The sequence below is a fragment of the Mycolicibacterium sphagni genome (genome assembly GCF_002250655.1).
Classification (GTDB): domain Bacteria; phylum Actinomycetota; class Actinomycetes; order Mycobacteriales; family Mycobacteriaceae; genus Mycobacterium; species Mycobacterium sphagni.
On the sequence record NZ_NOZR01000024.1, the window covers coordinates 86435 to 101569 of the forward strand.

General features: G+C 64.4%; 10 protein-coding genes and 2 riboswitches. Of the genes, 5 read left to right on the top strand and 5 right to left on the bottom strand.

The features are described from left to right. The first annotated feature begins 7 nt into the window (after positions 1-7). Complete coding sequence (locus CG716_RS23570) at positions 8-940, top strand: HpcH/HpaI aldolase/citrate lyase family protein (RefSeq protein WP_094483534.1); 933 nt, start codon at positions 8-10, stop codon at positions 938-940. On the opposite strand, the gene CG716_RS23575 is transcribed toward CG716_RS23570, so the two are convergent. After that, positions 916-2343, bottom strand: coding sequence for a short-chain fatty acyl-CoA regulator family protein (locus CG716_RS23575; protein WP_094483535.1), 1428 nt, complete (start codon positions 2341-2343; stop codon positions 916-918). The two genes, CG716_RS23570 and CG716_RS23575, sit on opposite strands and share 25 nt — an antisense overlap. Positions 2344-2470: 127 nt before the next feature. On the opposite strand from CG716_RS23575, the gene prpD reads away from it, so the two are divergent. Genes prpD through CG716_RS23595 form a run of 4 tightly spaced genes read left to right on the top strand, consistent with a single transcriptional unit; the run spans position 2471 to position 9417 of the window. Continuing rightward, the gene (gene prpD, locus CG716_RS23580; RefSeq protein ID WP_207760758.1) at positions 2471-3979 is read left to right on the top strand and encodes a 2-methylcitrate dehydratase PrpD; all 1509 of its coding nucleotides are present in this window, start codon (positions 2471-2473) and stop codon (positions 3977-3979) included. Then, positions 3976-4896 carry a methylisocitrate lyase gene (prpB, locus tag CG716_RS23585; RefSeq protein ID WP_094483537.1) on the top strand — a complete coding sequence of 307 codons (921 nt, stop codon included), beginning with the start codon at positions 3976-3978 and terminating at the stop codon, positions 4894-4896. The genes prpD and prpB overlap by 4 nt, the downstream gene beginning before the upstream one ends. Continuing rightward, a complete protein-coding gene (locus CG716_RS23590) occupies positions 4893-6005 on the top strand; it encodes a bifunctional 2-methylcitrate synthase/citrate synthase (RefSeq protein ID WP_094483538.1) in 1113 nt (370 codons plus the stop codon). The genes prpB and CG716_RS23590 overlap by 4 nt, the downstream gene beginning before the upstream one ends. A 19-nt stretch (positions 6006-6024) precedes the next feature. Further along, positions 6025-9417 carry a pyruvate carboxylase gene (locus tag CG716_RS23595; protein WP_094483539.1) on the top strand — a complete coding sequence of 1131 codons (3393 nt, stop codon included), beginning with the start codon at positions 6025-6027 and terminating at the stop codon, positions 9415-9417. Between the two features lie 380 nt (positions 9418-9797). On the opposite strand, the gene folP is transcribed toward CG716_RS23595, so the two are convergent. From folP to CG716_RS23620, 4 genes are all read right to left on the bottom strand, one after another. Continuing rightward, the gene (folP, locus tag CG716_RS23605; protein ID WP_094483560.1) at positions 9798-10547 is read right to left on the bottom strand and encodes a dihydropteroate synthase; all 750 of its coding nucleotides are present in this window, start codon (positions 10545-10547) and stop codon (positions 9798-9800) included. Positions 10548-10582: 35 nt separating this feature from the next. After that, positions 10583-11473 carry a mycobacterial-type methylenetetrahydrofolate reductase gene (locus CG716_RS23610; RefSeq protein WP_094483561.1) on the bottom strand — a complete coding sequence of 297 codons (891 nt, stop codon included), beginning with the start codon at positions 11471-11473 and terminating at the stop codon, positions 10583-10585. Between the two features lie 72 nt (positions 11474-11545). After that, positions 11546-13828 carry a 5-methyltetrahydropteroyltriglutamate--homocysteine S-methyltransferase gene (gene metE, locus CG716_RS23615; protein ID WP_275987873.1) on the bottom strand — a complete coding sequence of 761 codons (2283 nt, stop codon included), beginning with the start codon at positions 13826-13828 and terminating at the stop codon, positions 11546-11548. A gap of 111 nt (positions 13829-13939) precedes the next feature. Continuing rightward, a riboswitch (cobalamin riboswitch) is annotated at positions 13940-14161 on the bottom strand. 67 nt (positions 14162-14228) lie between these two features. Next, positions 14229-14495 carry a hypothetical protein gene (locus tag CG716_RS23620; protein WP_094483562.1) on the bottom strand — a complete coding sequence of 89 codons (267 nt, stop codon included), beginning with the start codon at positions 14493-14495 and terminating at the stop codon, positions 14229-14231. A gap of 86 nt (positions 14496-14581) precedes the next feature. Continuing rightward, a riboswitch (cobalamin riboswitch) is annotated at positions 14582-14702 on the bottom strand. Positions 14703-15135 lie beyond the last annotated feature (433 nt).

Sequence of the window (15135 nt, forward strand, 5' to 3'; positions counted from 1 at the left end):
GGAACTGATGACCGACCTGTTGCGCCGCTCCGAACTTGCCCTACCTGCCTGCAACGACCACATGTTCGTCAAGGGTGTGACGTGCGGGGCCGACCTCGTGTTCCTCGACCTTGAGGACGCGACCCCGGTGAGCCTGAAGGTGGAATCCCGCGGCAAGGCTGTCCAGGCGCTGACCCAGCTCGACTGGGGCCGCACCGCCCGCGCAATCCGTATCAACGGGCTGGACACGCCGTGGTGTCATGACGACATTATCGAGGTCGTCACACGCGCCGGCGCCGAATTGGACACCATCGTCGTCCCAAAGGCCAAGACGGCCAAGGACGTCTGGTGGGTAGAGGTGCTGCTTGACCAGCTTGAGGAAAAACTCCGACTGGACAAGAAGATTCGGTTGGAGGTTCTCATCGAGGAAGTCGAGGGGCTGGCTAACGCCGAGGAAATCGCACGGTCCAGCAGGCGGATGGACGCGATAATCTTCGGCGTCGGTGACTTCTCGCTATCGCAGGGTGCGCGGGTGGATACCAACTTCGTTCCACTGGGCGAGTACCCCGGTGACTTCTGGGCGTACGCACGCAACAAGATCATGGTCGCTGCACGCATCGCCGGCATCGATGCCATCGACTCGCCCTATCCGGATTATGGCGACACCGCGGGTTACGAGGCCGAGGCTCGCCGGTCGTCGCTGTATGGCTACACCGGTAAGTGGGCGATCCACCCTGCGCAGGTGCCGATCGCCAACGCGGTGTTCGCGCCGACTTCCGAGGAAATCGCTCTGGCACAACGGAATATGGCGGCCTACCGGGAGGCAGAGGCCAAGGGGCGCGGCGCCGTCGGCGTTGACGGTGTCCTCGTTGACGCCGCTCACGTGAAGAAGGCCCAGGAGGTGCTCGCGCGGGCTGCGCTGATCGATGGCGAGGCTCAGCTGGTGGCGGCCGACGGGTAGGGCAGGTCAGTGCTGGCGTGCGGATCGACGTGCACGGGTCTGCCGATATAGGGGAACGCCCGTTGCGCGCAGGCCGGCCGGTCGCACACCTTGCAGCCCGCTCCGATCGCGACACTGGTCTCGGCGTCGGTCAGATCGACACCGGCGGAGTAGACGAGCTTGTCGGCGTGGTTGAGTTCGCACCCGAGACCGACGGCAAACGTCTTGTGCTGTCCCAGATAGCGACTCGGCGGTGACGCGGTGGTGCGGGCGATCCAGAAGTAGGACCGACCGTCGGGCATCTGTGCCACCTGGGTGATGAATTCGCCGGGTCGGTTGAACGCGTGGTGGACCACCCACAGTGGGCAGCTACCGCCGACCCGGGAGAAGTGGAAGGCTGTGGCGGACTGTCGTTTCGAGATGTTTCCGGCGGCGTCGGCGCGGACGAAGATGAACGGTACGCCGCGGGCGTCCGGGCGCTGCAGTGTCGACAACCGATGGCAGACGGTCTCGAACCCGACCTCGAAGCGGCGGGATAGCTGGTCGATGTCGTAGCGGAGTTCGTTGGCGGACTGGAGGAACCGGCGATAGGGCAGTAGCAGGGCGCCGGCGAAGTAGTTCGCCAGCCCGATCCGGGCGACTTCTCGTGCTTCCGCGGTGAGTTGATCGTCGGTGGCCAGGATGTCGTCGAATGTTTCGGCCTGGGTCAACAGTGCCAGCTGGGTGGCCATCTGGAAGGCGCGTTGACCGGGATGCAGCCACCGGGCGATGTGCAGCGTCGCGGTGTCCGGGCGGTAGCGGCGTTTGACATTGGGGCCCAGCGTTTTTCCATCGTCGAGGATGGCGGTGATGCCGAGTTCGTCGGCCAATACCCCGATCAGCTGGACATCGAGCTCACCGACGCGTAACCGATGGGACTCGAACAGTTCCTCTGCGGCCCGGTCGAGTTGGTCGACATAGTTCTTGCGGTCGTAGAAGAAGTCGCGTACTTCTTCGAACGGCATCGGTCGGGCTGGATCGTCGGGGATGTCGACGCTGGCGCGGCTGCGTAGCGCCTCGACTTCGGCGGTGGCGTTGACCATGCGGCGGTGCAGGCTGACGATGGCCTGCCCGACATCGGGCATGCGCGCGGCCAGTTCCTCGATCTGCGCCGTGGTGGCCTGGCTCTCGGCGAGGCTTTCCCGCAGGTCGGCGACCAACCGGGCATCGGAGTCGGCGGCGAAGAAATGCGCGGGCAGATTGAAGCGTTCGGTCAGCGCCAACAGCACCGGCACCGTGATGGGTCGTTGATCGTTCTCCAGCTGATTGACGTAGCTCGTCGACAGATCCAGTGCCCTGGCCAGTGCGACCTGAGTCAGGCCGTGTTCTTCCCGCAGGCGGCGTAGTCGCGCCCCGGCGAAAGTCTTAGACGGCGAGCCAGCCACCGGGCCAGCCTACCGCGAGCTGAATTCGCAAGATCCGCAACATGGCCCTACAAAGGACGCAAAATTACGCATTTACAGTGGGTTTTGTGTCTGTGACTGCCTGCGTACTGTGCGAATCATGTCGAGCTTGCAGTTTCATGACGTCCGGACCCGGCGCAGCGCCGAGGAGTTCCCGCGCTCCGAACACCTCGCGTGGAAGATCGCCGAAATGGCGGCCGACCCGGTGGCCGTTCCGGCGGAAACCGAAGCGATGGTCATCAACCGCATCATCGACAACGCCGCAGTGTCGGCGGCTTCGGTCATCCGGCGGCCGGTCACCGTGGCCCGCACTCAGGCCCTCGCGCATCGCACTGCGCGCAGCGGCGCCAAGGTCTTCGGTGTCCCCGGGAGCGTCTCACCGGAATGGGCCGCCTGGGCGAACGGAGTCGCCGTCCGCGAGCTGGACTTCCACGACACGTTCCTGGCCGCCGAGTACTCGCACCCCGGTGACAACATCCCGGCTTTGGTCGCCGTCGCCCAGCATCTCGACGTCCGCGGCGCCGACCTGATCCGTGGTATTGCCACCGCATACGAGGTCCAAATCGATCTCGTCAAGGGAATCTGCCTGCACGAGCACAAGATCGACCATGTCGCTCACCTCGGACCCGCGGTGGCCGCCGGCCTGGGAACCATGTTGCGTCTGGACCCACAAACCATCTACAACGCCCTCGGGCAGGCACTACACCTAACCACGGCCACCCGCCAATCACGCAAGGGACTGATCTCGAGCTGGAAGGCCTACGCCCCGGCCCTGGCCGGCAAGATCGCGATCGAAGCGGTCGACCGTGCGATGCGCGGCGAGGGCTCGCCCGCCCCCATCTGGGAAGGCGAGGACGGCGTCATTGCCTGGCTGTTGTCGGGCCCCGAGCACACCTATCAGGTGCCGCTGCCGAAACCGGGCGAACCCAAGCGCGCCATCCTGGACAGCTACACCAAGGAACACTCCGCCGAATACCAGAGCCAGGCGCCGATCGACTTGGCCCGCCGACTTCGGGATCGCATCGGTGATCTCGATCAGATCGCCACGATCGTGTTGCACACCAGCCATCACACCCATGTCGTGATCGGCACCGGCTCCAATGACCCGCAGAAATTCGATCCCGACGCATCGCGCGAAACCCTCGACCACTCCGTGATGTACATCTTCGCGGTGGCGTTGCAGGACGGCTCTTGGCATCACGAACGGTCCTACGCACCTGAGCGTGCGCACCGTCCCGACACCATCGAGTTGTGGCGCAAGATCTCCACGGTCGAGGATCCCGAGTGGACCCGCCGGTATCACTCCGCTGATCCCGCGGAGAAGGCGTTCGGCGCCAAGGCGGTAGTGACACTCAAGAACGGTGACGTCATCTCCGACGAGCTGGCCGTCGCTGACGCCCATCCGCTGGGTGCGCGGCCCTTCGAACGCGACCAGTACGTCGCCAAGTTCAGTGAATTGGCCGAGGGGGTCGTCGAAGAAGCCGAGCAGGAGCGTTTCCTGTTGACGGTCGGCGAGTTGGCCGGCCTCAAGCCCGGCGAGGTCGACCGGCTCAATGTGTTGGTCGATCCGCGGGTGCTCGACAAGGCACCGACCATACCGGCGGGAATCTTCTCGTGACCGGCGGCCTCATCGGCGCGGTGGCATCACCCGCCGACAAACGCGCCCGGTTTCGTCGTGGCCTGGAATCCGGTCGGCTGCTTCGCTTTCCAGGAGCGTTCTCCCCGCTGGTCGCCAAGCTCGTTGCCGAGATCGGCTTCGATGGGGTGTACGTGTCCGGTGCGGTGTTGTCCAATGACCTCGGACTGCCCGATATCGGCCTGACAACCCTCACCGAGGTCACCACCCGCGGGGGCCAGATCGCCGGTGTCACCGATCTACCGACGTTGATCGATGCGGACACCGGATTCGGTGAGCCGATGAGCGCGGCGCGCACCGTCACGGTCTTGGAAGATGCCGGCCTGGCCGGCTGCCACCTGGAAGACCAGGTGAATCCGAAGCGGTGCGGCCACCTGGACGGCAAGGCCGTGGTCCCGACCTCCGAGATGGTCAAGCGGATCCGGGCGGCAGTTGCGGCGCGGCGCGATCCGAATTTCATCATCTGCGCCAGGACCGATGCCGCCGGGATCGAAGGCGTACCCGCCGCGATCGACAGGGCCAAGGCCTACGCCGAAGCGGGCGCTGATCTGATCTTCACCGAAGCGCTCTACACCCCTTTGGATTTCGAACAGTTCCGCGCAGCCGTCGACACGCCGTTGCTCGCGAATATGACGGAGTTCGGCAAGTCGGAACTGCTCACCGCTGCCCAGTTATCCGACATCGGCTACAACGTCGTCATCTACCCGGTGACCACGCTTCGGCTGGCGATGCATGCCGTCGAGGTCGGATTGCGCGAGATCGATTCTGCCGGGACGCAAGCAGGACTGCTCGACCAGATGCAACACCGCAGCAGGCTGTACGAACTGCTGCGCTACGCCGATTACAACCAGTTCGACTCCGATATCTACAACTTCGCGCTGCAAGGAGTAACACCATGAGTGCTCCCACCATCCACAAGGGGTTGGCCGGTGTGGTCGTTGACACGACCGCGATCTCCAAGGTGGTTCCCGAGACCAACTCGCTGACGTATCGCGGCTACCCGGTGCAAGATTTGGCCGCACACTGCAGCTTTGAGCAGGTCGCCTATCTCCTGTGGCACGGCGAACTGCCGACCGACCAGGAGTTGGCGCTCTTCGCCCAACGGGAACGTGCATCCCGGCGTATCGACCGTTCCATGCTCGGCCTGCTGGCCAAGCTGCCCGACAACTGCCATCCGATGGATGTGGTGCGGACCGCCATCAGCTATCTCGGTGCCGAGGACCCCGACGAGGACGACAGCACACATGCCGCCAACTACGCCAAGTCGTTGCGGATGTTCGCGGTTCTCCCGACGATCGTCGCCGCGGATATCCGGCGCCGGCGTGGGCTGGAACCGATTGCACCGCATAGCCATCTGAGCTATGCGGAGAACTTTTTGCAGATGAGTCTCGGCGTGGTGCCCGATCCGGTGATCGTCAAGGCATTCGAGCAGTCGATGATCCTCTACGCGGAGCACAGCTTCAACGCGTCGACGTTCGCCGCGCGCGTCGTCACTTCGACCCAGTCGGATATCTACAGCGCGGTGACCGCTGCCATCGGAGCCTTGAAGGGATCGCTGCATGGGGGAGCGAACGAGGTCGTCATGCACGACATGATCGAGATCGGGTCGGCTGACCGGGCTGCGGAATGGTTGCACGGCAAGCTATCCCGCAAGGACAAGGTGATGGGCTTCGGCCACCGGGTGTACAAGAACGGCGACTCCCGAGTGCCGACGATGAAGGCGGCACTGACCCGCGTAGTCGAGGCCCGCAACGGCCAGCGCTGGATGGACATCTACAACGCGCTGGAAAGTTCCATGTTCGCCGCCACCAAGATCAAACCCAACCTCGACTTCCCGACCGGTCCTGCTTACTACCTGATGGGCTTCGACATCTCGAGCTTCACACCGCTGTTCGTGATGAGTCGGATCACCGGGTGGACCGCGCACATCATGGAGCAGGCGGCGTCAAACGCGTTGATCCGGCCGCTGTCCGAATACTCCGGCCAGCCTCAACGCGCGCTCATCTAGCGCAGCTCGAAGGGGACGTGTGTTTTCCAAGGTTCTGGTTGCCAACCGCGGTGAGATCGCGATCCGCGCGTTTCGTGCCGCCTACGAGCTGGGCGTGGACACGGTTGCGGTCTACCCCTACGAAGATCGCAACTCGTTGCATAGGCTCAAGGCTGACGAGTCGTATCAGATTGGCGTAGAGGGTCATCCGGTTCGCGCGTACCTGAGCGTCGACCAGATCGTGTCGACAGCGCTGGCCTGCGGCGCCGATGCGATCTACCCCGGCTACGGGTTTTTGTCGGAGAACCCCGAACTGGCCGCGGCGTGTGCTGCGGCCGGTATCACGTTCGTCGGCCCGTCTGCCGACGTGCTGCAGCTCACTGGTAACAAGGCCCGGGCGATCGCCGCGGCCCGGGCTGCCGGGCTGCCGGTCCTGGCGTCATCGGAACCGTCGGCTGACGTCGACGAGCTGGTGGCCGCTGCATCGTCGATGGAATTCCCGCTGTTTGTCAAGGCCGTCGCCGGCGGCGGCGGGCGCGGGATGCGTCGCGTCGCTGACGCAGCCGATCTCCGCGAGGCCATCGAGGCCGCCTCGCGCGAAGCGGAATCGGCGTTCGGTGACGCGACGGTGTTCCTGGAGCAAGCGGTGATCAACCCCCGTCACATCGAGGTGCAGATCCTGGCCGACGGTTCCGGTGAGGTCATTCACCTGTTCGAGCGGGACTGCAGTGTGCAGCGCCGCCACCAGAAAGTCATCGAGCTGGCGCCGGCGCCGAATCTGGATCGGGGTATTCGTACGCGGATCTGTGACGACGCGGTGGCGTTCGCCCGCCAGATCGGATACTCGTGCGCGGGCACGGTGGAGTTCCTGCTCGACGAGCGAGGGCGCCATGTCTTCATCGAGATGAACCCGCGAATCCAAGTGGAACATACGGTGACCGAGGAGATCACCGACGTGGATCTCGTGTCCGCCCAACTGCGCATCGCCGCCGGAGAGACGTTGGCGGACCTCGGACTTACACAGGACACAGTCCGGATGCACGGTGCAGCCATCCAATGCAGGATCACCACGGAGGACCCCGCGAACGGGTTTCGGCCGGATACCGGACGGATCACCGGATACCGCTCTCCGGGTGGCGCAGGTATCCGTCTCGACGGTGGCACGAACGTCGGCGCTGACATCACCGCCCATTTTGACTCGATGCTGGTCAAGCTCAGCTGTCGTGGAAGTGATTTCGCCACGGCGGTCCGACGGGCCCGACGCGGAGTAGCGGAATTCCGCATCCGAGGCGTGTCCACGAATATCCCGTTTCTGCAGGCTATTCTGGACGATCCCGCCTTCCAGTCCGGCCACGTCACAACGTCATTCATCGACGAGCGACCGCAATTGTTGACCTCGCGCTCCAGCGCCGACCGCGGCACCAAGATCCTGAACTACCTGGCAGATGTCACCGTCAACCAGCCGCATGGACCGCGGCCCTCGGCGGTCTACCCCCGCGACAAGCTGCCCGATATCGACCTGACGGCGGCTGCACCGCCAGGCTCCAAACAGCGGCTGACCGCTCTTGGCCCGGACGGGTTCGCGCGGTGGATGAGGGAGTCCAAGAAGGTCGGCGTCACCGACACGACATTTCGGGACGCGCACCAGTCGTTGTTGGCTACGCGGGTGCGCACCAGCGGACTTCTGCGGGTTGCACCGTACATCGCCCGCATGACGCCGGAGCTGCTCTCGGTCGAATGCTGGGGCGGAGCTACCTATGACGTGGCGTTGCGATTTCTGAAGCAGGACCCCTGGGATCGGTTAGCGGCGTTGCGCGAGGGACTACCGAACATCTGCCTGCAGATGCTGCTCCGTGGTCGCAACACAGTCGGTTACACGCCGTACCCCGAGCGGGTCACCCACGCGTTCGTTGACGAAGCGGCGCAGACCGGTGTGGACATCTTCCGGATCTTCGATTCGCTCAACAACATTGATGCGATGCGTCCCGCGATCGACGCGGTGCTGAATACGGGCACGACCGTCGCCGAGGTGGCCATGTCGTACACCGGCGACTTGTGCAGTCCGCACGAGGAGCTCTACACGCTGGACTATTACCTGCGGCTGGCGGAATCGATCGTCCACGCCGGAGCCCACGTCCTTGCCATCAAGGACATGGCCGGATTGTTGCGTGCGCCGGCGGCGGCAACCCTTGTTGCCGCCCTGAAGTCACGCTTCGACCTGCCGGTACATGTGCACACGCACGACACCCCGGGTGGGCAGTTGGCGACCTATGTGGCCGCCTGGACGGCGGGCGCCGATACTGTCGATGGGGCGGCAGCGCCGCTGGCCGGCACCACCAGCCAGCCGTCGCTGTCGTCGATTGTGGCTGCGGCGGCGCATACCGAATTCGATACCGGGCTGTCGTTGGCGGCGGTATGTGATCTGGAGCCGTACTGGGAGGCGCTGCGAAAGGTCTACGCGCCATTTGATGTTGCGGCGTCCGGACCGGCTTTTCCGACCGGGCGGGTGTATACCCACGAGATCCCGGGCGGCCAATTGAGCAACCTGCGCCAGCAGGCCATCGCGTTGGGACTGGGGGACCGGTTCGAGGACATCGAGAATGCCTACGCCGGCGCCGATCGCGTACTGGGCCGGTTGATCAAAGTCACCCCGTCGAGCAAGGTGGTGGGGGACCTCGCGCTGTCGCTGGTCGGTGCAGGAGCCAGCGCGGACGAGTTCGCGCAAGACCCGGCGCGCTACGACATCCCCGGCAGCGTCATCGGGTTCCTACGTGGAGAGCTGGGCGATCCACCCGGTGGGTGGCCAGAACCGTTGCGCACCAAGGCTCTCGACGGTCGTTCCCTGGCGGAACCGGAGCAGGAGTTGACCGCCGAGCAGGAAGCAGTACTGGCGGCGCCGGGACCGAAGCGCCAGGCGATGCTCAATCATCTGCTGTTCGCAGGGCCAACCGCCGAGTTCGAAGCGCACCGTGAGGAATTCGGCGACACCAGCCGGCTGTCGGCGAACCAGTTCTTCTACGGCCTGAGGCACGGCGAAGAACATCGGGTGAAACTGGAACCCGGAGTGGAATTACTGATCGGGTTGGAAGCGATCAGCGACGCCGACGAGCGCGGCATGCGGACCGTCATGTGCATTATCAACGGACAACTGCGGCCGGTCGTGGTCCGAGACCGCTCGATCGCCTCTGATGTCCCGGTATCGGAGAAGGCCGACAGGACCAACCCCGACCACGTGGCCGCACCGTTCGCCGGGGTGGTTACCGTGACCGTGGTCGAGGGCGACACCGTCGAGGCGGGCCAGACCGTGGCGACCATCGAGGCGATGAAGATGGAGGCTGCGATTACCGCCACCAAGGCCGGCACGGTCAAGCGCGTCGCGGTCGCCGCCACCGCCCAGGTCGAAGGTGGCGATCTGCTCGTGGTCGTCAACTGACCGTCAATCAGACTGTCGACGCTGCCTTTTCGGTCTCTCAAACCGGTACCGCATCAGATTGTCCGGGGGTTGAGTAAGGCCAGGGCCGCCCTCACCCAGCCAGTTGGTGATGGCGGCCGCCGCGTCTTCGTCGAGGACGAACCCGAGCCATGTCGGTCGTCCTCCGCTTTGATGTCCTGTTCTGGATGGGGACACCACGAGGACGTTTGATCGCTCGCAGGGTCCTAGGCAGTCCGTGATCCGAAAATTGGCTACCCCCCGCAACAGGTCGCGTAGGAGTACCAGCTGGGCGTCGTGATCGAACCCGGGGTGCTTTCTCGTCGTACCGCAGCAGCAACCACGGCACATGGTGACGGTAGGTCTGGACTGGTCCACCGGCATCAGCCCCAGATCGTATTCAGCATCGCGATGGTGTCGATCGTCTCCGGCACGTCGTGGACTCGAATGACGTCCACGCCAGCAGACCACGCCGGCCCGATGACCGCCAGAGAGGCCGCGAGACGATTGTCTACATCGCGCCCAGTCACGGCTCCCAAGAACGACTTCCGGCTGGCGCCCAGCAGCACGGGGAAGGGTCCGCCGCATAGTTGAGGGAGGTGGCGCAGAAGCCGCACGTTGTCGGCGGGAGATTTCCCGAATCCGATCCCCGGATCAACCCACACGCGGGAGGCGCCACTATCGACGGCGGCGTGGGCGGTGTCCGTGACGAAGGCCGTGATGTCGGTGCAGACGTCGCCGTAGCTGGGATAGACCCCGGCGACCACCGGCACGGTGTGGGAATGCATGCTGACGTAGCCGACGCCGAGGCGGCCGGCCACTTCATAGAGCTTGCCCGACACATCGTTGACGATCCGGGCGCCGGCGTCGACCGCGGCTTCGGCGACCTCGGCATGCCGAGTATCGACCGAGGCGACGCCGAACCGAACCAATTCCGCGACAACAGGTATGACCCGGGCGAGCTCTTCGGCCACCGAGACAGGGTCGGCGTCGGGCCTGGTCGATTCACCGCCGATGTCGACAGCCCATGCACCGGAGTCGAACATCTGCCGCCCCGCGCTTACTGCTCGCTCCAGCGTCTCGAATCTGCTTTTCGCCCAGAAGGAATCGGGAGTGGCGTTGACGATTCCCATGACGCGCATCGGAGTGGCGCGGAGCCGGGTGCCGGTCACGGTTTTGGTGCCCAGTAGGCCAGCATCTCGGCGAAGGTGTCGAAGGCCGGCTTCGAGACACCATAGGGCGCTTCGAAATGCAGACTCAGCGGGAACCCCAAGTCGGCCACACCGTCGATGACCCGCTTGTACAGATCCAACAACAAGCGCCGTTTGGCATCGGGCTCGCGTGCGGCAAGTGTCCGAACGAATTCCTGCTCCGCGGCAACGGTTTCGTTGCCCGGGTCCTGAATGAGCCAATCGATCAGGCCGACCGTGTTCTCCATTTTCGGTACGAAACCGAAGGACAACAGGATTTCGGGCCGGTGGTCGCTGGATCGGGCGAACTCGCGCAGAAATCCCACGATCGCATCGGAGTAGAGCAGTTGCGTCATCCCGAATGTGGCGCCCTGGTCGCATTTGAAATCGAAGCGGCCCAGCTCGCCGTCGCGCGTCGGGATCAGGATGACGCCCCGGTTCTTCACGAGGTCATCGAATTTCGAGAGGGCGTCAGTCGGCGAGACCCCGCCGCCCTCGCCGTCGTTCAGTGTTCGGGGGACACCCACGAAGATGATTCCGTCGAAGCCGGCCTGCCCGAGCCCGGTGAGTCGCTCCCGCAGTGTCGACTCGTCCAGGAACGCGGTTACCTGCGTGCACAATCCATGTACGCCGGGGAGCTCGGGATGAATCATCGACCAAAAGTCCGACACGTCGAGCTTGGGTTTCATCTCGACCGGACGGTCGTCGTCCTCGGGGATCATGCCGGGGATCATGACGTGACCGATCCGTCCCGCGATGCCCGCTTGAACCGACAACTGCAGGACCTTATGTGCCTCGTCGCGGGCGTGCTCTGCACCCCGGTCGATGTTGGGTGGCACCAATTCCAGGGCAATGGTGTTCAGGGGCATCAGGCGCTCTCCGATCTTGAGGTGGGTCACGTTGTGCCCCAGGAGGTTCCTGGGGCACAACGTGTCTGGAGATCAGGCGTCGGCGCGGACCTGTTTGGCGGCCTCGACCATGTTGCGCAGCGCAGCCTCGACCTCATCGGCCTTGCGGGTTTTGAGGCCGCAGTCCGGGTTGACCCACAATCGCTCCGGACCCACAGCTGAGAGCGCTGCACGCAAACCGTCGGCGATCTCGCCGGTATTGGGCACCCTTGGCGAGTGGATGTCGTAGACGCCGGGCCCGATGCTGTTGGCGAAGCCCGCCGCCGTGAGATCTCCGACGATCTCCATGTGTGAACGCGCGGCCTCCACCGATGTGACGTCGGCATCGAGGTCGGCGATCGCACCGATCACCTCACCGAACTCGGAGTAGCACAGATGGGTGTGGATCTGGGTAGCGTCCGCAACACCTGACGTGGACAACCGGAACGCGGACACCGCCCAGTCCAGGTAGGCGTCTTTGTCCTTGCGCCGCAGCGGAAGCAGTTCACGCAGCGCCGGCTCGTCGACCTGGATGATCGCGATACCGGCGGCTTCCAGATCCACCGTCTCGTCCCGGATCGCCAGCGCCACCTGATTGGCGGAATCGGCCAGCGGCTGGTCGTCGCGGACGAACGACCACGCCAGGATGGTGACGGGGCCGGTCAGCATGCCCTTGACGGGTTTATCGGTCAGCGATTGCGCATAGGTGGCCCAGTCGACTGTCATCGGCTTGGGCCGTGCGACATCGCCGAACAGGATCGGCGGGCGCACGCACCGGGTGCCGTAGGACTGCACCCAGCCGTTGGCTGTGGCGAAGAAACCCTCGAGCTGCTCGGCGAAGTATTGCACCATGTCGTTGCGTTCCGGTTCGCCGTGCACCAGGACGTCGATGCCGAGTCGCTCCTGCAGCCGGATCACCGATTCGACCTCGGCCTTCATCCGGTTGGTGTACTCCGTGTCGTCGATCTCCCCGGCCACCAATGCCGCACGGGCCTTGCGGATCTCGACCGTTTGCGGATAGGACCCGATGGTCGTGGTCGGTAGCACGGGCAGGTTCAGTCGGGCGTCCTGGCTCTTCCGTCGATCGGCAGCCTGGCCGCGGGTGAGGCCGGAGGCCAAGATCGATGCCAGCCGCTCCCGGACGTCGTTGTTGTGCAGCCGAGGGTCGGACGTCCGTGACGCGATCGCACCGTTGGACGCCGCCACCTCACCGGCGATGGCTTCTCGGCCCTGCGTGAGGCCTTTCGCCAGTGCGACGACCTCTGTCACCTTCTCGAAGCCGAAGGCCAGCCAACTCCGCAGCACCGCATCGATATCCGGCTCCGCGTCGAGCGCGTAGGGGACATGCAGTGTCGAGCACGACGTGGACACGGCCAGATGAGCCACCGAGCCGAGCAGCGACGCCAGCGTGCCGAGCGCGGATTGGAGGTCGGTGCGCCAAATGTTGCGGCCGTCGACGACGCCGGCGACGACGGTCTTGTTGGCCAATTCCGGGACAACGGCAACCGTGGACGCCGAGCCGGCTACCAGGTCGATGCCGATGGCCTCAACCGGGGTTGCGGCCAGTGCCGGCAACGCGTCAGTGAGCTCGCCGAAATAGGTCGCCACGAAAATCGCCGGACGATACGACAGGTCACCGAGGACGTTGTACGCGTGCCGGGCGAGATCGGCTGCGTCGTCGAGCATGTCGGTGGCCAGCACCGGCTCGTCGATCTGCACCCACTCCGCGCCGTGATTCGCCAACGTGGCGAGCAGGGTTGCGTATACGGCGATGAGCTCGTCCAGCCGACCGATCGGCGGCTCGGCTCCGTCCACCGCCTTCGACAGCGCCAGAAACGTGATGGGCCCGATGATGACTGGGCGGGCGGCGATCCCGAGTTCCTGCGCCTCTTCCAGTTCGGCGACGACCTTCGCCGGATTAAGCGAGAACTGTGTCGAGGGACCGATCTCCGGGACGATGTAGTGGTAGTTGGTGTCGAACCACTTGGTCATTTCCAGCGGAGCAATCTCGGCGGTGCCACGCGCGGCCGCGAAGTAGCGATCCAACTCGTGGGTGAGGTCGGTGTATCGGCCGGGCAGGGCGCCCAGCAGCACCGCGGTGTCGAGCATCTGGTCGTAGTAGGAGAACGTGTTGACCGGGATGGAGTCCAGCCCTGCTGCGGTCAGTTGATTCCAGGTCTGCGCGCGCAGGTCGGCGGCGACGGATTCCAACTGGGCCTTATCGATGCGGCCTGCCCAATAACCCTCGATGGCGCGTTTGAGTTCGCGGTGAGGGCCGATACGAGGGGCCCCCAATGTCGTTGCGGTGAATGGTGAAACGGTACGAGGCACGGACAGCGTCCTTCTGATGCGACGGGATGCTCATCGCCATAGGACGTCTGCCAGTGCGATCGCGTGACCGCTGGTTGACCTCCGCCCATTCCACGAGGCGATGCGCCGCTGGGCGCGGCGCACCCAGCACGACTGGCAGGTCTTCGGACTCGCAGGCGCGCACCGGATCGGTGCACCTAATGGCCGTCGCTTCCCGGTCGTGAAGACCAGTGCCGTTGACGGCGGTCGTTCCTGCATACCGCTGCGGGACAGTCCCGGATTCTCACCGGGTTCCCTCTCACGTCACACCTAGATCAGCATGTTCCGCTCGATGTGATGACCAGGAGGCCACCACAGACCAGTTGCGCTGCTCAGAGTACTCCGCGGTGACTATCGCGGCACAGATACCGGCCTGCGGGCGGGTGTCTCAGGTTTCCGGGGACAGTTCGAAAGTGAACCTCGCAATGTCCTGCAGGATGGTTGTCGCATCGGTGCCGGACAGCTGCTCAACTTCAGTCAGCAACATCGCGGACAGGTTGATGAAGCCCACCGCGAGTTTCATCGCGCCGTCAGGCTCCTCGCCGGCGTAGGCCGCGACGCGCTTGGCGGCGAATCGAGAGTCGCAGTGACCGGCCGACCACGCTGTCATGACGTCGATAGCGCGGCGAGTCCACTCGGCCTTCTCGTGGCTCATGTCGCCACGCGGACCACGCACTGGCGCGGCCCCATGAATGCAGGCATATCAACAACTCCCTCCGGGGATTTCGCGTCCCCAAATGCGGATAACGAGTACGCGTGGCGCAGTATCTGACTCACACCCATCGACCGATCGAGTGCTCACAGTGGCGCGACCGCTCCGGACTCTCACCGGATTCCTGTCACCACACGCACGCTGACTGTAGAAGCGGCGGAAACACGCGTCAATCGATGTGTGTCACCAGCCGTTTAGTCAGCAGGACGTCGGGCAAGGCTCTTTCGGTGGCGATCGGGATTGCAGAGGATGTCGAGCAGATAGAGGTAGGGCAGGTGCACGATGTCGCTTGGCGTAATTCCGTCGAAATGGGCCGCAGCCAAGTTTCGGAACTGCTCTGTTGATCAACGCGCAATCAGATCTATCGCTGGTTGGATCGGCTAATCTTTTCACCCCGGTAGCTCAAGCGATTCAAACTCGTCCTACGGTTCGTTGTACCGGGCGTGATCGCGCTCCCTCTCTTGGCAGTAAGGGGAACCGTTAAGCGGTGAGTGGCGCATTCCGTACTAGACGGTATGGGGGCTGACTCGGGGCCGAAGGCCTCGGGCTGCAATCGGACGTGGGTTGCCGGTGTCGAGTGAAC

Excerpts from the sequence above, each read along its gene's own strand:
- CG716_RS23570 (WP_094483534.1), top strand. The coding sequence starts at position 8 with ATGACCGACCTGTTGCGCCGCTCCGAACTTGCCCTACCTGCCTGCAAC.
- CG716_RS23590 (WP_094483538.1), top strand. The coding sequence starts at position 4,893 with ATGAGTGCTCCCACCATCCACAAGGGGTTGGCCGGTGTGGTCGTTGAC.
- folP (WP_094483560.1), bottom strand. The coding sequence starts at position 10,547 with ATGGGAATCGTCAACGCCACTCCCGATTCCTTCTGGGCGAAAAGCAGA.
- CG716_RS23610 (WP_094483561.1), bottom strand. The coding sequence starts at position 11,473 with ATGCCCCTGAACACCATTGCCCTGGAATTGGTGCCACCCAACATCGAC.
- CG716_RS23620 (WP_094483562.1), bottom strand. The coding sequence starts at position 14,495 with ATGAGCCACGAGAAGGCCGAGTGGACTCGCCGCGCTATCGACGTCATG.